An 18,926-nucleotide genomic window follows, 5' to 3' on the forward strand; every position below is an offset into this window, starting at 1 on the left:
GTATGTCACAGCAGTTTCGAATTGGCGACAGGGTTATTGCAACCGACCAGTCGCCCTACATCATTGCAGAACTGTCGGGGAACCATAACGGTGAACTAGGCCGTGCCTTGGCATTGGTGGACGCTGCCGCCCAAACTGGCGCAGATGCTGTCAAGCTGCAGACTTATACCGCCGATACAATTACAATCGTCAGTGATCGCCCGGAATTCCGCATTGAAGATGGGCTTTGGGCAGGGCGCACGTTGCATGATCTGTACGCTGAGGCATCGACGCCTTGGGACTGGCATGAAGAGTTGTTTGCGCGCGCGCGTGGTCATGGCTTGCATGTGTTTTCATCGCCATTTGATCACACTGCGGTCGATTTCCTCGAAACGCTGGACGCGCCGGCCTACAAAATCGCTTCGTTCGAACTGGTTGACACCCCGTTAATCACCAAGGCGGCCCGCACCGGCAAACCGCTGATCATGTCCACGGGCATCGCCAGTTACGGCGAGATCGATGATGCTTGCCGCGCGGCCCGCGAGGGCGGTGCAGATGGCTTTGCCCTGCTGCATTGCATTTCCGCCTATCCAGCCGCACCCGAGACAATGCGTCTTCAAACCATCAAGACATTGGCAGCCACCTATGGTGTACCGGTTGGCCTGTCGGATCATTCTTTAGGTAGTGCGGTTGCTGTTGCGTCTATCGCGTTGGGTGCATGTATCATTGAAAAGCACATGACTCTGGCGCGGGCGGATGGTGGGCCGGATGCAGAGTTCTCGCTCGAACCGGACGAGTTCAAACAACTTGTCGCCGATTGCCGCATGGCGCATTCCGCTTTGGGTGAACCGCTGTATGACCGCAAAGGTATCGGCGGGGCCAATGCACAATTTCGCAGGTCGCTTTATGTCACACAAGATGTCAAAGCAGGCGAAGTGTTCAATGAAACGAATGTCCGATCCATTCGCCCGGGGCTTGGCCTTGTGCCAAAGCACCTGCCCGACATTATCGGGACGACTGCCGCAGATGATATCGCACGCGGGACCCCGCTGGCATGGGGCCTGATAGCTGATCGTTAACGGCGCTTTAGCAAACAGACCTCTGATCTATAGGTGCCTGTTTCGTTTTCTTCGCCATAGACAAACGCATCTGCAGCGACGGTGTCAAAGGCATCAAACTGTTGTTGGATAAAGTCTGATTTCACCTGTTCCATTACGCCAATGTCGCCCTTTTTTGCAGCCACCTTTTTACCAACGGCGCTATTGCGAACTAGAACGTGGTATTTCACTAGTGGTTGAACCATTTTTATATAGTTGCGCACAACGTCAGGTTCCATTTCTTGGAAGGACATGAAGTTCGCGAACAAATCGACCTGCCCCTTCACCCTGGGAAGCTGCCATGGGCACAACACGATGGCGCGGTAACGCGACTTTAGCGCGTCCAAATCTATCTCGTCCAGCTCTTCGGCATCGGTGTAGGTAAGAACATTGTCCACACCAAACACTTGTTGCAAATAGTAGGTCGAGATCGCCGCGACTGGCGGGATATCCACGTTGACATAAATTCCACCCGCAACCGCCTTTAGCAAGATTTCACCAAGCGTGCCATACCCCCCGCCGATCTCAAGAATGCTCGCGACCTTGGAGCTGTCAGCATGACGTTTATAAAGGTTCAGAGCACGCATGTAATTCAACATCGAACGGCTGAAAGAACGCCCATCAAATTCAAACCGCTCACCGCTGCCTACGTCGCTTTCAGAAACATCCTCAATCGGCAGTCCACCCTGCAAAGATGTGGCAAGCATCAACCGGTAATCGGCCAACGCGCGATCCAACCGCGTCAACCTGCGCATAAACTTGGCTTTCTTGCGCGCAGGCAATTTGTTTGCAATTGGTAGAACAAACCGGCCATAGCGCCGTAGCGTGTTGGATGCATAAACAGGTACATAGAAAAAGGCGGCAGAAGGGTGATCTCGGAACGTTTCGACGCCAAGTGCTTCAATGTCTTTCATAATGGACGGCAGGCCACTTGACCAAAAATTCGTGGGCTTAAAGGCACTATCGGCTGTTTCCATGCCCTCAAGCATATTTGCGAGATTTACGTCAAAGTCTGTCATGGCTATTCCGCCACAGGTTTATGCACTGGCGAAAGGTGGCGTTCAATGCTTTCGGCGGCGCGATCTAGGTTATCAGTAAACGTGCCAAAGCGTGTGATAAGCTGTGCCTGCTCTGGTCCGGGTCTGTCTATCTGATCCAAGAAACGCTCTAGTCCGTCCGCATCAGCGATTTGCATCAAGCCGGGAAAGATATCGAGCCCTTCATCAAACACTGCCGCCGGTTTGCCTGCGTAGACGCAATCGAGAACTGTCGTCGATGTCGGTGACACCATCGCATCACATAAAGCGAGCGTGTCATGAATCGTCGCTTTTGCCAGCGGTCCTGAGTGATACTTCGAAAACAGAACACTTGGATATTTGTCTTGCAAATATTTGTCATAGTTGCGGTGGTTTTGGCGCACTTTGCCACGGTGAGGCCGGATAATAATGCCTAGATCGGGGTTCCGTTTCACCACGGTTTCAATCAGGTCATAGAAGCTTTGAATATCGTCTTTGTGATAACGCCCTTTGCCCCAACGGAACGATTGGCACACCAGAAGGCGGTGTTTGTAGCGCGCCTTCCATGCTGTAACCTCCGCGGGCCATGTCCGTTCCGGCAGGATGTTTTGCTTAACAAACCCGACGACTTCCACCTTTGAAATGACATCATCAACGAAAATACTTCGGTTGGCACCCAATGCTTCCCAAAACAACAGCTTTTCGCTGTAGTAAGGCATCTTGCCCTCAGTCAGCGAGCCATTGACCCCCAATTGATAAGCGCCGTGCTGTAGAAAGATGAGTTATTGTCAAATCTGGTGTTTGAGTATTGTTGGTCATGCGGTGATCTGGTCGGGGTTTGTGGTTTCGATTCCGTCTTTGAACGTGACGCCTGTGATGACTTTTGCGAGGTAGTCAAAGCCGCGTAGCTTCCTCCAATTTTGCTCAGCACATTGCCCCAGTTTGAACATCATGTGCAGCATGCCATCGCGTGACAGGCAGCCCTTTGAACGCTTGGTACGATGCCGGATCGTCGCGAAGGCCGATTCAATTGGATTGCTAGTGCGGATGCTTTGCCAATGCTGCGCCGGGAAGTCGAAGAATGCCATGAGTTCCTCACGATCTTTTTGCAGGCATAGTGTGGCCTTGGGATATTTGGGTTCGTAGGTTTTGATGAACAGATCGAACGCCTTTTCTGCATCGACTTTGGTCTCAGCCTGCCAGATGTCGTGCAGCGCGGCCTTGGCTTTTGGCTGAGACAGCTTGGGTAAACAATTGAGCACGTTCATCGTTTTGTGTTGCCAACAGCGTTGATGGCGGGTCTCAGGATAGACTTCGTCCATGGCCGCCCAAAACCCCATGGCACCGTCCCCGATGACCAGTTTGGGCGCATTCATGCCTCGGCTTTTGAGGTTAAGCAGAACCTCGCGCCAGCTCTGCGTGGACTCGCGCACCCCATCCTCAATTGCCAGAAATCGCTTCTTGCCACGGGCAGTTACCCCAATAATAACAGGGGCACAGAGCTTGTCATCCTCGCCCCGAAGGCCGCTGTGAACGCCGTCGGCCCAGATATAGACGATGGGCTCGTCATCTAACTCAGCGCCTTTCCAAGCCTCGTATTCATTGGCCCAATCGCGTTTTAAACGCGAAACCGTATTAGCCGACAAGCCAACGGCATCTGGGCCCAGAAGAACCTTGAGGGCGGGAGCCATCTCGCCGCTGGAGATCCCTTTGAGGTAAAGCCATGGCAAGGCCGCTTCCAGCGTCTTCGTGCGGCGCACATAGGGCGGCACCAGGGCAGACCGGAATGTCACCGGTGTGCCGTCCTTGGACCGAACCTTTGGAATGCGCACGCTCACAGGGCCAATGCCCGTTTGAAACGGGCGGGCCGGATGATGTCCATTACGCACGACTGCCGCGTGACCGGCATCGGTGCGTAAGCCGGTAAATTGCGCCAAATAACTGACAAGCTCAGCCTCAACTGCTGTCGCGATCAATTGTTGTGCTCCCGTTTTCAGCAACTCCGTCAACGCGTCCGTCATCTCGTCTCGACGCGCAAAATCAACAATGTTAGTAGTTCCCATGGTGGTGTATCTCCTTTGGTTGGGCTGCTGTCTTCCAACAACAATTCAACCAGATACGCCGCCAACCTTCAAACCACTCAAACACCAGATTCAGTCATAGCTCTAGAAAGATCGATGGCTTGCCAATCTTGCGCATGTAGGTCCCGCGCTGCTTGCGGGTCGTACTGTCCCAAAACGGGTCTGCAATCGTCAGCACGGCGTCTGATTTGCGAATGTTCCCATACTACACGACAGTAGGGTGGTTGAGGGTGTCAGAAGGTGATTTAGGAGCGGACTCTTATCGCTAAAAAAGGTTCCACTGATGATCACGAAAGCCCTGACGACCCTCAAGAAGAGGTTATCCCCCCATTTAGAGTTGAGCAACAGTCGCCTTGAAACGATGTGCCTCTTGATCATGGGAATGGTGAATGCCCGGACGGTAAATTTGAGCCATCTGGCCTGTGAGTTTCCTACCGATAGCAAGGTTGAAAGCACCTACCGTCGCCTACAACGCTTTTTCCAGCATGTTGATCTTGGCTCGGATTGGGCGGCCCCCTTGCTTGTTAAAATGATTGGTTCTGGCCCCACCTGGCATTTATGCTTGGACCGAACAAATTGGAAAATTGGCCAACGCCATGTCAACTTCTTGGTCTTAGCCATTGTCACACGCCGCCACCGTATTCCGTTGATGTGGAGCGTTTTGGGGCGTGCAGGGAACAGCGATACTGCTCAGCGCATTGCCTTGATGAAACGTTATCTGTCGGTGTTTGAGGTCTCCACCATCAAGTTCTTGTTAGCGGACCGGGAATTCATTGGAGCACAATGGTTGGATTTTCTTCATAAAAACAACGTCCCATTTGTCATCCGTATCAAAGCAAACCAACTTGTGACCACACAGGACGGGAAAACGCAAAATCTAAGCACCTTGTTGCGCACCTGTCGCGGTAAGCGCAACTTTGATGCCCGATTTGGAGGCAACAATTTGGGGGAGGCCACGTGGTTTAGCTTTGCTGCAAAGCGCATCAAGGGGGGTGAGCTTTTGATCGTCGTCTCTAACCGGCCCGCACATCGGGCCCTCGCCACCTACAAGAAAAGATGGGCCATTGAGAGCCTCTTTGGCGACACAAAGACACGCGGCTTCAATCTTGAAGACACACGACTGACCATCTCCAAAAAACTTGAGCTTCTTTTAGGTCTCGTTGCGCTCGCGGTTGCATGGGCATCTAAAACCGCCACAAAGCTTATTGGAGGCGGGAAAATGAAGCGGAAAAAACACGGATATTTTGCAAAGTCATTCTTTCGAATTGGCTTCGATCAGCTCCGTAAACTGCTCAGGTCAGACCCAAACGCCGCTGTCTCACCGTGGCTACTAATTCCACCCATAATCACAAGAGACGTGTAGTATGGAATGTCCCTTTGAAAAAGTAACTTCATCCGCAGTTTTGAACTTGCTTGCGGAACAAGCCCGTGCGCCGCAAAAGCGTCCGGCAGACGGGTTTCATTTCGCAAGAGCTTGCTGTACACAATCGCGCGCACATCGACTTTGCCGCGCTTATGCAGCCGTTCCAGCACCGGATAGGTGCTTTCAACGTCCGGCATGCCATTGAGATAGGCAAGAAGTTGCGGGCGCTTAGCCACGGGTCGCATGCCCTAATTTTTCTATGACGGTATCTTGGTCGGCATCGCTTAGTCCCGCGTACAAAGGTATCGAGATCGCATTGTCATAGTAGTTTTCGGCCACCGGAAAATCACCTTTGTGGAACCCCATAGCGGCATAAAACGGTTGCCTGTGGATCGGGATATAATGCACGTTCACGCCGATCCCATTCTCGCGCAGCTCAGCAAATACTCGTGCACGGTCGTCAACTTGGATTGGATAAAGGTGATAGGACGAATAACTATCCGATGCCTGTGCTGGGGTTTTTACGTCAAGGCCCTGCAAAAGCAGATCATAGCGTTGCGCAAGCGCGTTGCGGCGCGCGACGAACTGGTCCAATCGCGACATCTGGCTCAGACCTAAAGCAGCCTGCAATTCGGTCATGCGGTAGTTGTACCCAAAAGCAACCTGTTCATAATACCAGCCGCCCTCGCTTTCATTCTGCATAAGGTCTGCGTCACGGGTCACGCCGTGCGAACGGGAAAGCTCCATCCTATGCGCCAACTCGGCATTTTGTGTGGTGGCCATGCCACCTTCCGCGGTTGTGATGATTTTAACAGGGTGGAAGCTGAACACCGCGATATCAGAATAGGCGCAATTCCCAACCAATGCGCCCAAGTATCGCGCGCCAATCGCATGGGACGCATCCTCGATGACCTTTATACCATATCGCACTGCAAGGCTGCCGATCCGGCGCATGTCGCAACTTTGGCCGGCAAAATGAACAGGCACGATGACTTTTGGCAATTTTCCCTCTGTATTTGCCTTCTTAAGCTTTGCCTCAAGTTTGTCAGGACACATCACGTAGGTGTCTGGGGTGATATCGACAAAATCCACGGTTGCGCCACAGTAGAGTCCAACATTGGCAGAAGCTACAAAACTGTTCGGTACCGTCCATAAGACGTCACCTTTCCCAAGGTTGAGCGCCATACAAGCGATATGCAAGGCGGACGTTGCAGAGTTTACGGCTATGGCATGCTTTGCATTAACATACTGCGCAATCGCCCCTTCGAAAGCAGGAACCTGTGGTCCTTGCGTCAGAAAATCAGAGCGTAGAACCGCTATGACAGCCTGCTCATCCTCTTCGGTGATGTCTTGTCGCCCGTAAGGGATCATCGCTAGAACTTTCCGATCTTATCGCGGTTGTCCGACATCCACTGCGTGAGCTGTTGTGGCGACATCCATTCTGCGTTGTTATCGGAGGAATAGTTGAAGTCTTCAGGAACGGCCTTGCCATTTTTGATTCGGACCGGGTCGCTAGACCAGTTATGGATTGCAGGGATGATTTTGTAGTACTTGTCGTACTCATAGGTATGCGGCGCATCCTCTGGGCCAATCATCTGTTCATGCAGTTTTTCACCGGGTCGAATGCCAACAGTCTTTTGCGCGCGCCCGGGAACGACCGTGTCCGCGATATCCGCAATGTTCATCGACGGAATTTTGCGTACATAGATTTCCCCGCCCACCATATCGTCAAAGGCATGCCAAACAAGATCAACGCCCTCTTCGAGGCTGATCATAAACCGCGTCATACGTGGATCGGTGATGGGAACTTCGGCCTTATCATCTAGCGACATAAAGAACGGAATAACGGAACCACGAGAGCCCATAACATTGCCATAGCGCACCACAGAAAATCGGCATTTGTTCGCGCCGGAATAGCTGTTTCCCGCGACAAAAAGCTTGTCCGACGCTAGCTTCGTAGCGCCATAAAGATTGATTGGACTTGATGCCTTGTCGGTCGACAGAGCAACGCAGCGCTTCACGCCCATATCGAGGCAGGCGTCAATCAGGTTCATTGCGCCATTAATGTTCGTCTTAACGCATTCAAATGGATTGTATTCTGCGGTCGGCACTATCTTTGTTGCCGCCGCATGCACAACATAATCAACGCCATCAAGTGCACGGTACAAACGGTCGCGATCACGCACATCGCCAATGAAAAAGCGGACTCGCGGGTCATCACCATAGGTTTTCGCCATTTCCCACTGCTTCATTTCATCACGTGAATAAATGATTATCCGGCTGGGGTTGTACTTTGCCATCGTCATAGGGACAAAACGGGAGCCAAAAGAACCAGTACCACCAGTGAGAAGAATAGTTGAACCTTGCAACACAGCGGACCTCATTTTTCACAAATTTCCTTAGAGATCAATTATGCAATTGTGGCTGTTTTGCAATAGCGAAGTGATTTGTCCCTTTACAAACACATCTGCAAAGTCTGGGCTTCTGAGCTGGAACAGGGCCCCCAAAACAGCGCATTACGTGCCTCAAACCCTCTCCCGCAGGGTGACCCCAAGGGCAAAGTAGCCCCAAGCGCTCTGAGGGGCCTCAAAATCGATCTGAGAGGGGTATTGGTGCGCAATGTCATGGTCGATACCCAGCTTTGGGAGATATTGCAGCAAAGCTGGATGCGCGAGCGGCTTGCAGTCCACCAAGTCCAAGGCAACACGTTTTGCTTTTTCACCCGCACAAAAGCCTGGGTTTTTGGGCTTATTTAGATGAGCTGCAGGCTTGGCTTGGAGGGCGGCTTTTTAGCCGTTGTAGTGGACCGCCGTATCAACTTATTGACGACCGTTTGAACCGTTCGGAGATCAATCGTCTTCGAAGTGGGGTCACAGTGCCTAGCCAAGACATCAAGCAATCCTGCGTTGTCACATAACACATTAGCCGCCTGCAGCTTTCTTTGCGCGAGTGGCAGCACGTCCGCAGGTAGTTGTTGCTGCATTTGAAGCTTTGTGTTGAAGCGGCTCAGCAATGCGTCAGAAAATGCTTTTGCGCTAGCCGTCCTATCCCGCAAACTATCCCGCAAATCCACATTGGTTGTCGCAAGCACCATGCTGCGCCGATCATCTAAACTGCTAGAGTTAATGAATGCTGTAAGTGCGCGTTGTTGTGCGTCCGTAAGCTCATCAAGTTCATCGAGTATCAAAATTGGACAATTAGAATTAAGTCTCGCCCAACTGTACCAACCCCTCAGATACTTGCTATTTAGTTGCTTTGCTTGCTCCTGGTCCTTGCAGTCGAGCACAACCACATTTTCATCCTGTAAGTCAGTTGTTCCGTATCGCTCATATGCAATAGCTTTTACAACCGCACTCTTGCCAGTGCCGGGTAGTCCCCAAAGCAACAGATTGTCAGTGCATGCAGGACTTAAAAAGTCCCACACATCCTCTTCAACGTAGGCATCCGCAAAAATGCATTCATTGATCATTACGTGCTCATCGCGCAGTCAAAGCTTCGTCATTACGCAGCCTCCATCTGTGGAGTTTTGACAGTGGCTACAAGCTTACGTGTCGCATCACTTGCCGCTTGTTCGTGCTCGCGTGCCTGATCAGCAGCTTTCACCGCGTCGTGCTCAGCCGCCAGTCCTTTGCCAGCACGCACAAGTGCCTGCTTGGTCAATGCTGCGTTATCGACAGTAGCGACCATGCCAAACGTGCCATCAGAATTTTTACGCACAACAGCGATGCAAAACTCCTCATCACCAGTTTCATTATCACCAGCATGTTTGATGTGCGCGGCTGCTACAGACGCAAGGGGCGTCACGGACTTTAGCGCGTTGCGTGCGATTTCGGCGAAGTCTTTTGGCACTTCGCCATTTCCACTGCGGCGCACTTGCTCAACGCCTCCAGCGGCAAGCATCCACTCAACAAAGTTCATGTCCTTATTGTGGATATTTTCAGCGAAAGCGATGCGAAGCACACGGGTATAGGAGTTTTCACGCTTTTGCTTGAGGTCACCGCAGACGAAGCGAATAACTTTCAGTTCAATGCTTGTAGACGCAATGGCGTGCTTTGCTTTGGCATCACGCTTCATGTCTGCAAGTTGCTGCTCAAACACATCGCTTACGCGCTTGGATTCCTCAGCTGTCTTCAGGCTTACAAGCACATCAAATGCGCAGCTCAAAACAGTATAGACAGCTTTGTGTGCACTCATGAGCTGGTTGTCAGCGGACTTGAACTGCTTGCGCAGGTTTTTCAGGTCAGCAACAGCTTGGGTTGCGATTTGGATGTTAAGTTCTGCGGTTTGTGTTGTCTTAGTCATCGTGTGTTCCTTTCTAATAAGAACATTGGGTTAAGGGCTAATCCCCGTTGTTGCGGCGTGATCACCATCAACACCTACATTCTACCTGAAACACATCATGTGTGCCGTACGATAAAAGTGGCGTGATGACACAGTATAGTTTTTGTGATAAGTCGTTGTTTATGAATGATATATCATATCAAAGATTCTATGTTGGAACAAAATTTTTTATCCATGCGCCACCTTTCTTGGGCAGGCGTTATAAGGAAACAGGCGGATACATTTCAAAACGACTCGCTCGCATCCAGCCGCCATTCGTTGATGCAGAGCCATGGCAGCATTCCATCTATTATTTTTGGTGGGAATTTTTGCGCAGGCACGAAGGTTACAAGGACTGCTGCGCACGCGGTGGCGCGGGGCGCTACAAAAAGCTTTATGCTGACTTTGGCGACGTGCATGCATATGAAACCGAGGACTTTTGGTCGTGGTGGACGGAGAAACTGGACAACGGCTGGAAGCGTGGTGAGTTCTTGTTTGCTGAGCCAGCGGCGCGACAAATGGCGGTACAAGGTAAGGTGTTAAACACCCAACCTGACGACATGCTTGTGGTGTCTATTCCGCTTGAAGTTCGCACGCCCCAACTCGTGAAAAAATTGCGCAGTTTGTTGGACGAGCACAAAGTTCAGGTTGCCGCGGCGCGAAACAAGAGCCGTGCACTTTATCCTGTTGCCGCCAGGGTGCGCCTATCCACCCTGCATCAGACGCTAGCGGTTTGGGACATATGGAACGAAGACAAGCACCATAAGTATAAATACGAACAGGCAGAGCTTGCTAAAATTCCCGTGAACAGGGTTGTGAACGGCGAAACAGTGGACGGCTTGAAGCGCGCCGGCTTGCGATACCACGACGTGGAACAAGAAGTACGACGCAGACAGAATATGGCGTTTAGAAGATATCTGACTGCGGCAGAGGACTACATCGATAACGTGGGCAAAGGTCATTTCCCTCTACGCAATAAGTTGTGAATCCAACCCATCTTGCTTGCAAAAATTGTTCTTGGCAGCAGCCAAAACATATCATCCCTTTGTTTCCAAAGCATAAATAACCTTTGAGAACGATATATGATTAACAAAGAGCAATTTTAGGGAGCACCGGCAGCAAGCCCACAAGCTCCCATCAAGCCAGTACAAAGGATGAGTAAAATGAATTACGCAGAGATTGAAAAAGAACACCGCGCGCTGACTGATTGGCTGGTGGAAACGAACTGGCAGGTGTTTGGCACGCTGAAGTTTACTTTCCACAAACGGGATTAAAGCCACCGGCTTCCAGCCGGTCCGCTTTAGCGTAATGTACTATAATCTTCCCTCTCATTTTTAAGACCCCGCGAAGCGGTAAGGGTCTTAAAAATGAGAGGGAAGATTATGATCTATTCCACAGGAAGCCATACCAAATTTTATCACCGGTTTCACGTCGTCTGGACAACAAAATACCGATACAAAGTTATGCGCGGTGAGATGCGTGAGCGTATCCGTGAAATCATTATCCAAACATGCCAAGAACTTGGCGTGCATATTGAGAAGGGCGTATTGTCGACCGATCACGTCCACATGTTCATATCGGTCCCGCCTCAGATAGCATTGTCAAAGGTGATGATGCGGATCAAGGGACGCTCGTCTTATAAGATACAGCGCGAGTTTCCCGAACTGCGCAAACGGTACTGGGGCCAGCGGTTTTGGGCTCGCGGATTTTTCTCAACAACCAGCGGCAATGTCACTGACGCTGTCATACTTCAGTATCTTGAATTACATTCAAAAAGGGAACCTACCGGCGTCAGCCGGTAGTCGTTCAGTGACGGATACGGCATTAGCCTGCGCAGGGCTGAAAATCTTGTCTGCAAGTATTTTAACAAGTTGGACAGGGCATACTACGGAAATGCTGCGACAAACGTGGGAATGAGGCACAATAGGGTTGTGGTTAAGCACATGGGCAAAAGTGGCACAAACTTGCATTATCATTTTCTTGCCAAGCCAGATATGGACCTCGCGCTTTTTGCTGACCTTGCTAGAAAACAATGGGCACACATGAGCTCTTGGACGATGGGCTTTGCTGACACAGATATTGCGGCAGTACGAAGCAACAAAGGGTCATCAATTTACATGCTGCATGAATATGACAAGTTGGGTGCGGACACTGTTTTTTTACAAGCGTCTGCGCTCAACGCGCCCAAATACAGTCCGCTCAAATACCGCAACATTCGCCAGATGCGAAGATTGCTAGCCATCCAAAGCTTGAGCACAAAAGAGATAGAGTACGACGACGAAGACGCCGAAGACGCGTTTTCTATTACATAGCAGACAGAAACTGCAAGAGCTGAAACAAAGCTATGCTTGATGAGGGGTATACGGTGGAAACGCTGGAAGTTGTAAACGAATGTTTACCGCTAGTCCTACGGTATTGTCCAAGTTAAAACTTTAAAACAAAGTCTTCGAGCAGGAGTATAACAGATGAAGTTATTGAACTACACATACATGAAGTTGATTGAGATTGAAGAGATTGAGACAGCTGAAGAGCTAAGCCAGAACTTGTGCAAGAAGAACAGAAATTGGTTTGCTTGGCAAAAACACGCAGAACGGGACTTTAGCATAGACGCTGCGATAAACTGCTTAGCGCGAACGCGGCTAAGATTGGTTGAGCGGCAGGACAAAGCGGGTCAACGCGGGTTGGTTGAAGTGGAGCAGTTGTTGAGTGACTACTTGCTGCACAAACATAAGGTTGCAGAGATTGCTGCTGCGGAGCAAGAAAGTCGTGTCTGCTCCGGCTGAGTGCAAAATGACACCCCAAGCAAATTTATGGGCATTGCTACTGAGGGTCTATCCCCGCAAAGGGGCATTTTCGGACATCTGACGTATTTTTGAGGCAAAAGTGTTCCGAAACTTATAATATTCGGGACACAAAATATCCTGTTTTAATGCGTTGAAATTCACTCGAAAATCCTGCCGTTTTACAGCTTCGTGGGTACTGGGCCAAATATAATGTTAAAATTTCACAAAGGACCCCTATGACACTCCAGATCCTTATTGATAAAGAATGTGCCCGAATGGGGGTGAGTGATCAGGAGTTTGCCCGCCTTATTGGGATTAAGAAATTCCACAAAGTGAAACCCTTTATAGAACAAGTAAAATGCAACCAGATGAAAAAAGTGCTCCCCATGCGGCATCGGATAGTAGACGTTCTAGACGTCACAATCGAGCAAGTGGATGAGGCAATCCAAGCGAGCAAAGACACATACTACGGTGAGAAAGACACATACTACGGTGAGATTGATGCCGCTTGGCGTGCCTCATTCTAGCCGCATGCAGTCTTGGTCACAGCGAATAAAATACCGAGCCCAATTTTCGTAGCAGCTATAACCGGCTCAGCGCTAAAACTGTACATTGTCCCACCAGCCAATCTGTCCCAGTTGGCTTGGCCAAGCTGGATTGCCAAACATGTTCCAGAAAAGGTTTTGGCATTTGGCGAGGTTGAAGGCTTTGTTATCAATTACACACCAGATCACGCAATCCGTTTCGACCTCTTGGGCAATCCGGTTGAGACACTCGGTGCCGCTTATCGCAGAGGTTCCGCCCAGATGAACGACATTTTGGACCTGTCGAAAGTAATCCGGTAAAAGGGCATCTGAGCGACTGCAATTCTGACCGTTCAACAAACGGTCCTTTTTGGAACGCTTATGCAGGCGCAGCATTCAACGATAAGGGCGGAAACCGGACCTTCGCTGCGCTTTGCATAGAGGTCAGCTATGCGGGACAAGCCGACAATTGACCTTGAGCTATCAAACGTCTGCTAAGCCTCACTGCCTCACTGCCTCACTGCCTCACTGCCTTGCGGAGCAACGCCCAAAGTTCACCGTGCTTCGAACAGTGTTTCTAAGATTGGGCAATCAGGCACATCCCCTTGACTGCATTCTGCCGCCATTCCGACAAGAGCCATTTCCAGCTTCCGCAGCCCTTTGATTTTTTCCCGCACAGAATCCAGGTGACCAATGGTCAATCCATGCACTTCTCCACAGGTGAAGTCTTGCCGATCTACCATTTCCAGCAGTGCGCGGATTTCATTAATGCTGAACCCAAGTTCACGCGATGTCTTGATGAATGACAGCCTTTTGAGCTGGTCATGATTGTACTGGCGGTTGCCGCCTGCCGTGCGATCTGGCTGCGGCATGATTTTGATGCGCTCGTAGTATCGGATCGTCTCAATATTCACGCCGGTGCGCTTGGACATTTCACCAATCGGATAGCCTCGCGGGTTTGTGAATTCAGACATTGAAAAACCTCTTGCTTCTGTAGTGGCTACAGACCGCATCTTACACTCAGAAACCTAAATTGCGAGTGCCTGCATGACTGACACAATAGACGTTGACCTAATCCCGAGCGATCCTGATAGCCGCAAGGCACGCATGATAGCAGCGGGTGGTATCCTTGGCGCTCTTGCCGCCTCAACGTGCTGCATTGTTCCGTTGATCCTGTTCAGTCTAGGTATATCTGGCGCATGGATCGGCAATCTCACAGCCTTGGAACCCTACAAGCCGATCTTCATCGTCATTACGTTGGGGTTTCTCGGCTACGGCTATTGGATGGTTTACCGCAAACCCAAGGCCTGCGTAGAGGGCGAAACCTGCGCGCGGCCACTTCCCAACCGATTGGTTAAATCCGCGCTTTGGGCATCAACAATTCTTATCGTGATCGCGTTGTTCTGAACTGGATCGCGCCGGTCGTTGCCCCCATTCTTCTCGGTCTGTGAAAGGACACACAATGAAACTCCACACTTCCGTTTTGGCCCTGATTGGTTATATGGTCGCCGCCCCTGTCTTTGCGGCTGAGCAGACAGTAACATTTTCTGTTCCCGGCATGACCTGTGCAAGCTGCCCCTTTATCGTTGAATCAGCGATGAGCGGGGTCGATGGGGTTGTAACCGTGACCGCTGATGCCGAAACCCGAACGGCGCTGGTTATCTTTGATGACGCCATTGCCAGTGCAGAAGACATCGCGTTCGCCTCGACTTCTGCGGGCTATGAAGCCGTCATTTTCGAACCGAAATCCTGAACATGAACGATAAATCACTTCTCAAGGTTGGCGTCATCGGCACCATTATAGCAGCGCTGTGTTGCTTCACCCCAGTTCTGGTCGTGCTTTTTGGCGTCGTGGGACTATCGGCTGTCGTCGGCTACCTCGACTACGTTCTGTTGCCTGCCCTTGCTGTATTCGTGTTGATCACGATTTACGGTGTCATCCGCCGTGCGCGGAAAACCTAAACCCGAAAGACCAAACATCATGCTTAATTTACTGAACCCAAAAGCTGGCAATACCGATACATTTGATCTTGCAGTTATTGGTGCTGGTTCTGCTGGCTTTTCCGCTGCTATTACTGCTGCTGAAGCCGGTGTGAGGGTTGCTCTCATTGGGTATGGAACCATTGGCGGCACTTGCGTCAATGTCGGGTGCATCCCCTCCAAAGCGATGATCCGTGCTGTGGAAACACTGCACTCGGCCAAAGTGGCTGATCGGTTTGACGGCGTGGAAGCTATGGCAAAAGTGACGGACTGGGCGGCAATGGTGGCCCAAAAGCAAGCCTTGGTCGATGATCTGCGCGCGGCAAAATACGTTGATGTTTTGCCAAACTATGAGGGCGTCACTTACATTGAAGGTCAGGCAAATTTCACCGAAGATGGCTCCTTAGAGGTCGGTAACCGCACCATCCGCGCGCCAAAAGTCATCATTGCAACGGGTTCGTCCCCGCATGTCCCAGATATCCCTGGACTGGACGACATCGATTTTCTGGACAGCACCTCGGCACTTGAACAGGCGCAACTCCCGAAATCACTGATGGTGATGGGTGGCGGATATATTGGCGTCGAGATTGCTCAGATATTCGCCCGAGCTGGCGTCAAAGTGACCATCGTTACGCGTCGTGGTCTGTTGCCGGAGGCAGAACCGGAAGTCAGCGAAGCCCTGACAAAAGCCTTTGCCGATGAGGGCATCAAAGTGCTGGACGGGCTGGCATATGACAGGTTTGAAAAGTCTGGCGAGGGCGTGACCCTGCACGCCGCACATAATGGCGTTGCCGTCAGGATCGAAGCCGAAAAGCTCTTGCTGGCGACGGATCGAACGCCGAATACGAACTCATTGTCGCTCGATATCGTTGGTATCGACACGAATGCAAGGGGCGGAATTATTATCGACCCGCAGATGCGCAGCACGCGGGACGGCGTTTATGCGACAGGCGATGTGACCGGGGCTGATCAGTTCGTTTATATGGCTGCCTATGGCGCGAAGCTCGCGGCCAAGAACGCGATGAATGGAAACGCCTTGAGCTATGACAATAGCGTCATGCCTGCCGTGGTCTTCTCTGACCCGCATGTGGCCAGTGTCGGCCTCACTGAGGCGCAGGCAAAGTCTGCTGGTCATGAGGTGGTGACATCGGTTCTAGGTCTGGAACATGTGCCTCGCGCCTTGGCCGCACGTGATACACGCGGTTTGATCAAGCTGATTGCGGACAAGGACAGCAAGAAACTCTTGGGCGCGCATATTATAGCTCCAGAAGGCGCGGACAGCATCCAGACGGCAGCAATGGCGCTCAAGATGGGGATGACTTACGATGATTTGGGCGCGATGATCTTTCCTTACCTCACAACTGTCGAGGGGTTGAAACTGGCCGCGCAAACATTCGAAAAGGATGTCGCAAAGCTATCCTGCTGCGCGGGATAGCTTATTCACCAACCAAGCATGAAGATATTTGATTTTTCCCGTTAGCAGCCATTAGCTGCGTCGCAGAAAACTTGAGCTACGGGCTCGGAGCTGCCGTTCGCTGCGTGTTGATCGAAGGTCCGGTTTGGTGTAGGTTTCTCGGACGCCACGCGCGAGGTTTGGGTGACGCGGAACATTGCCTGGCGTCGGAGAAGCGCTCAAGCGGGAAATCGCGGGGTTGGTCTGGGTGGATCGATTGTTGCTATGGGGATTTGCGCAATGCGTGTGTTTTCGCCCGGAGCTGACAGGCCAGTTTGGCGGGGCGCATTGAGTTAAGCGCAGCGCCGGTTTTGCCTGCTGTTGGTTGAAACTCACGGTATTTTGTCGGCGTCACCATGTTTTGCCACGCTGATCGCTTGATCAAAGCATGCCGATTGGTTCGCAGGAGATATAGCGAGCGGCCGAGGGTGTCGTTCGTGATGTGCGGTGCGCGCGTCATGCAGCAGCCCTTTGTGTTTTTGGCGGCGCTCTGGGATGTTGGGCTGGTGCGATTGTGTCGACGATTATCAACTGCCCGCCACAACATGGGCAAGGCAGAGCAAGAACACGAGGAGGTTCATCTGCATCGTTGATGGTGTTGCCTTTATCGTGCTCCTTGTGAGGGGTTTTGGCCCCCAGCAGTTGCCGGATCCGCGCGATATTGGCCGTGCGGTTGCTATTCCCATAGAACCCATAATGTCGGATGCGGTGCTGGCCTCTGGGCAGCACGTGGATCAGGAACCCTCCGTGCCAATAAGCGTGAGACAATTGACTGGCTAAAGTTTACACTTGAGGGCGTAGGAGAACGAACCCATGGTTATGCCTTCACAATCACCACTTTCGCCAGATGCTGGATCTGGAGCCGTTTTGGCCCCAACGTCGCCTCCCCGCGTTGTTAATGCGCCGTTGGCTCCCACAGCGGAACTGACGAGCATCCCGAAGCGACGCAACTTCACAGCCAAATACAAACTGCGCATTCTGGATGAGACGGACCAAGTGGCAGACACTGGCGGGGTTTCCGTCATTCTACGGCGGGAGGGGCTTTATTCCTCTGCACTGACCGATTGGTGCCGTGCGCGGGCGGCCGGCACATTGGGTGCATTGCAGCCAATGCGCCGTGGCCCACAAAAGGCACCTGCCAATCCATTGCAAGCTGAGCTGGCCAAGGCCAACCGTGAGGTGACAGCCTTGCGGCGCCGTCTGGATCAGGCGGAAGCCATCATTGCCATCCAAAAAAAAGTGGCGGGACTTCTGGACGAGATGGAGCAGACGCAAGAGCGCAGCGGCAAATCATGATGGCCGTCGCGATTGCATTGCCCACCGGCAGCGGCTTGACCTCGGCTGTCTGCGCCGCGCTATCATTATCGCGCGCGAGCGTTCTTCGACAGCGTGCGGCGCTGACGGCACCACCACGCACACGCCCACCGCGCGCAGCGTCTTCGCGGGCTCTGCCGGAAAGGGAAAGAGACCAGGTATTGCACCACCTGCGCGAACCCCGCTTTGCGGATCAGACGCCCACAGAGGTCTTTGCCACCTTGCTGGATGAAGGCACCTATCTGTGTTCAATCCGCACGATGTATCGGATATTGGCCGCGCAGGGCGAAGTTGGCGAACGCCGCCGACAGCGCACACATCCCGTCTATCAAAAGCCTGAACTTCTAGCTGAAGCCCCCAATCAGGTCTGGTCTTGGGACATCACCAAGCTGAGGGGCCCGGTGAAATGGTCCTACTTCTATCTCTATGTCATCCTCGACATCTTCAGCCGCCACGTTGTTGGCTGGCGCGTCGAGCACGCGGAGAGCGCCAGCCAGTTCAAAGAGCTGTTCATCGACGCGATGGAAAAACACGAGGTTCCACGCGATCAGCTGACATTGCATGCAGATCGCGGTGGGCCCATGAAGGCAAAGACGACAGCCCTGATGCTGGTTGATCTTGGTGTGCTCAAGTCCCACAGTCGGCCCCACACCTCAAACGACAACCCGTTCTCCGAAGCCCACTTCAAAACACTGAAATATCAGCCAGAGTTCCCCAAGAACTTTGAAACCATCGAGCAGGCTCGCGCATTCTGCCGCAGGTTCTTTGCATGGTATAACCAAGACCATCATAACGCCGGGATTGGTCTGATGACGCCCGACCAAATCCATTTTGGGCAGGCCCAAGAAATCTACACCGCGCGACAAGCAACACTAGACGCGGCATTCCTCGCCACGCCCGAACGCTTCGTACACAAACCACCAAAACCGCCTCAAATCCCGACCGCCGTCTGGATCAACCCACCAAAACCAACCGAAGAAACCCAAGCCTAAAGTCCAAAAGCCACTGTCTCAAAG

Annotated in this window: 21 protein-coding genes and 1 pseudogene; 13 read left to right on the top strand and 9 right to left on the bottom strand. The window is 51.9% G+C overall.

Features of this window, described 5'->3' with window-relative positions; translation table 11 throughout:
- The first annotated feature begins 2 nt into the window (after positions 1–2).
- The gene (gene pseI / locus OA238_RS25040) at positions 3–1,058 is read left to right on the top strand and encodes a pseudaminic acid synthase (RefSeq protein ID WP_015497346.1); all 1,056 of its coding nucleotides are present in this window, start codon (positions 3–5) and stop codon (positions 1,056–1,058) included.
- Here pseI and OA238_RS25045 read toward each other — a convergent pair.
- The 3 genes from OA238_RS25045 to OA238_RS25055 form a co-directional block, all read right to left on the bottom strand.
- Entirely contained in the window at positions 1,055–2,053 is a 999-nt protein-coding gene (locus OA238_RS25045) for a putative sugar O-methyltransferase (protein ID WP_245581393.1), read from the bottom strand. The two genes, pseI and OA238_RS25045, sit on opposite strands and share 4 nt — an antisense overlap.
- Positions 2,054–2,097: 44 nt before the next feature.
- Positions 2,098–2,811, bottom strand: coding sequence for a glycosyltransferase family protein (locus tag OA238_RS25050; protein ID WP_015497348.1), 714 nt, complete (start codon positions 2,809–2,811; stop codon positions 2,098–2,100).
- Positions 2,812–2,907: 96 nt separating this feature from the next.
- Entirely contained in the window at positions 2,908–4,155 is a 1,248-nt protein-coding gene (locus OA238_RS25055) for an IS256-like element ISOan6 family transposase (protein ID WP_015497349.1), read from the bottom strand.
- Between the two features lie 301 nt (positions 4,156–4,456).
- On the opposite strand from OA238_RS25055, the gene OA238_RS25060 reads away from it, so the two are divergent.
- Positions 4,457–5,536: an IS4 family transposase gene (locus OA238_RS25060; RefSeq protein ID WP_015497350.1), complete on the top strand. Its 1,080-nt coding sequence runs from the start codon at positions 4,457–4,459 to the stop codon at positions 5,534–5,536.
- A 228-nt stretch (positions 5,537–5,764) separates the two neighbouring features.
- Here the strand turns inward: OA238_RS25060 and pseC are convergent, their stop codons facing one another.
- From pseC to OA238_RS25085, 4 genes are all read right to left on the bottom strand, one after another.
- Positions 5,765–6,907: a UDP-4-amino-4,6-dideoxy-N-acetyl-beta-L-altrosamine transaminase gene (pseC, locus tag OA238_RS25065; protein ID WP_015497351.1), complete on the bottom strand. Its 1,143-nt coding sequence runs from the start codon at positions 6,905–6,907 to the stop codon at positions 5,765–5,767.
- Positions 6,908–6,909: 2 nt separating this feature from the next.
- Complete coding sequence (gene pseB / locus OA238_RS25070; RefSeq protein WP_085982786.1) at positions 6,910–7,908, bottom strand: UDP-N-acetylglucosamine 4,6-dehydratase (inverting); 999 nt, start codon at positions 7,906–7,908, stop codon at positions 6,910–6,912.
- A 380-nt stretch (positions 7,909–8,288) separates the two neighbouring features.
- On the bottom strand, positions 8,289–9,005 hold the full coding sequence (locus OA238_RS25080; protein WP_015497339.1) for an AAA family ATPase: 717 nt from the start codon (positions 9,003–9,005) through the stop codon (positions 8,289–8,291).
- A gap of 32 nt (positions 9,006–9,037) precedes the next feature.
- Positions 9,038–9,838 carry a hypothetical protein gene (locus OA238_RS25085; protein WP_015497353.1) on the bottom strand — a complete coding sequence of 267 codons (801 nt, stop codon included), beginning with the start codon at positions 9,836–9,838 and terminating at the stop codon, positions 9,038–9,040.
- A 161-nt stretch (positions 9,839–9,999) separates the two neighbouring features.
- Between OA238_RS25085 and OA238_RS25090 the strand changes: the two genes are divergently transcribed.
- From OA238_RS25090 to OA238_RS32200, 6 genes are all read left to right on the top strand, one after another.
- Positions 10,000–10,842: a hypothetical protein gene (locus tag OA238_RS25090; protein WP_144055980.1), complete on the top strand. Its 843-nt coding sequence runs from the start codon at positions 10,000–10,002 to the stop codon at positions 10,840–10,842.
- 396 nt (positions 10,843–11,238) lie between these two features.
- Positions 11,239–11,658 (top strand): IS200/IS605 family transposase, encoded by a 420-nt coding sequence (tnpA, locus tag OA238_RS25095; RefSeq protein ID WP_015494130.1) that lies wholly within the window; start codon positions 11,239–11,241, stop codon positions 11,656–11,658.
- Between the two features lie 192 nt (positions 11,659–11,850).
- Entirely contained in the window at positions 11,851–12,168 is a 318-nt protein-coding gene (locus OA238_RS25100) for a hypothetical protein (protein ID WP_144055981.1), read from the top strand.
- Positions 12,169–12,321: 153 nt separating this feature from the next.
- A complete protein-coding gene (locus OA238_RS25105; protein WP_044037609.1) occupies positions 12,322–12,639 on the top strand; it encodes a hypothetical protein in 318 nt (105 codons plus the stop codon).
- Positions 12,640–12,875: 236 nt separating this feature from the next.
- Complete coding sequence (locus tag OA238_RS25110; RefSeq protein WP_044037610.1) at positions 12,876–13,166, top strand: hypothetical protein; 291 nt, start codon at positions 12,876–12,878, stop codon at positions 13,164–13,166.
- A 111-nt stretch (positions 13,167–13,277) separates the two neighbouring features.
- A complete protein-coding gene (locus OA238_RS32200) occupies positions 13,278–13,484 on the top strand; it encodes a hypothetical protein (protein ID WP_144055982.1) in 207 nt (68 codons plus the stop codon).
- A gap of 233 nt (positions 13,485–13,717) precedes the next feature.
- Here the strand turns inward: OA238_RS32200 and OA238_RS25120 are convergent, their stop codons facing one another.
- Positions 13,718–14,176, bottom strand: a complete 459-nt coding sequence (locus OA238_RS25120; RefSeq protein WP_338042810.1) for a MerR family transcriptional regulator — start codon at positions 14,174–14,176, stop codon at positions 13,718–13,720.
- Between the two features lie 34 nt (positions 14,177–14,210).
- Between OA238_RS25120 and OA238_RS25125 the strand changes: the two genes are divergently transcribed.
- From OA238_RS25125 to merA, 4 genes are read left to right on the top strand one after another with little or no spacing between them, the layout of a single operon-like run.
- Positions 14,211–14,570, top strand: coding sequence for a mercuric transporter MerT family protein (locus OA238_RS25125; RefSeq protein WP_015497357.1), 360 nt, complete (start codon positions 14,211–14,213; stop codon positions 14,568–14,570).
- Between the two features lie 55 nt (positions 14,571–14,625).
- Positions 14,626–14,916 (top strand): cation transporter, encoded by a 291-nt coding sequence (locus OA238_RS25130; protein ID WP_015497358.1) that lies wholly within the window; start codon positions 14,626–14,628, stop codon positions 14,914–14,916.
- Positions 14,917–14,918: 2 nt separating this feature from the next.
- The gene (gene merF / locus OA238_RS25135; RefSeq protein WP_015497359.1) at positions 14,919–15,125 is read left to right on the top strand and encodes a mercury resistance system transport protein MerF; all 207 of its coding nucleotides are present in this window, start codon (positions 14,919–14,921) and stop codon (positions 15,123–15,125) included.
- 19 nt (positions 15,126–15,144) lie between these two features.
- Positions 15,145–16,578 carry a mercury(II) reductase gene (gene merA / locus OA238_RS25140; RefSeq protein WP_015497360.1) on the top strand — a complete coding sequence of 478 codons (1,434 nt, stop codon included), beginning with the start codon at positions 15,145–15,147 and terminating at the stop codon, positions 16,576–16,578.
- 474 nt (positions 16,579–17,052) lie between these two features.
- Here merA and OA238_RS34270 read toward each other — a convergent pair.
- Positions 17,053–17,337 (bottom strand): annotated as a pseudogene (locus tag OA238_RS34270) (transposase); the annotation flags it as partial.
- A 72-nt stretch (positions 17,338–17,409) separates the two neighbouring features.
- Here OA238_RS34270 and OA238_RS25160 point away from each other — a divergent pair.
- Positions 17,410–18,902, top strand: a protein-coding gene (locus OA238_RS25160) for an IS3 family transposase (protein WP_085982787.1) whose coding sequence is annotated in 2 segments (ribosomal slippage) — positions 17,410–17,860 and positions 17,860–18,902 — 1,494 coding nt in all. Because the reading frame shifts where the segments join, the coding sequence is not laid out codon by codon here.
- Positions 18,903–18,926: the final 24 nt, after the last annotated feature.

The sequence above is a fragment of the Octadecabacter arcticus 238 genome (assembly GCF_000155735.2).
GTDB lineage: Bacteria > Pseudomonadota > Alphaproteobacteria > Rhodobacterales > Rhodobacteraceae > Octadecabacter > Octadecabacter arcticus.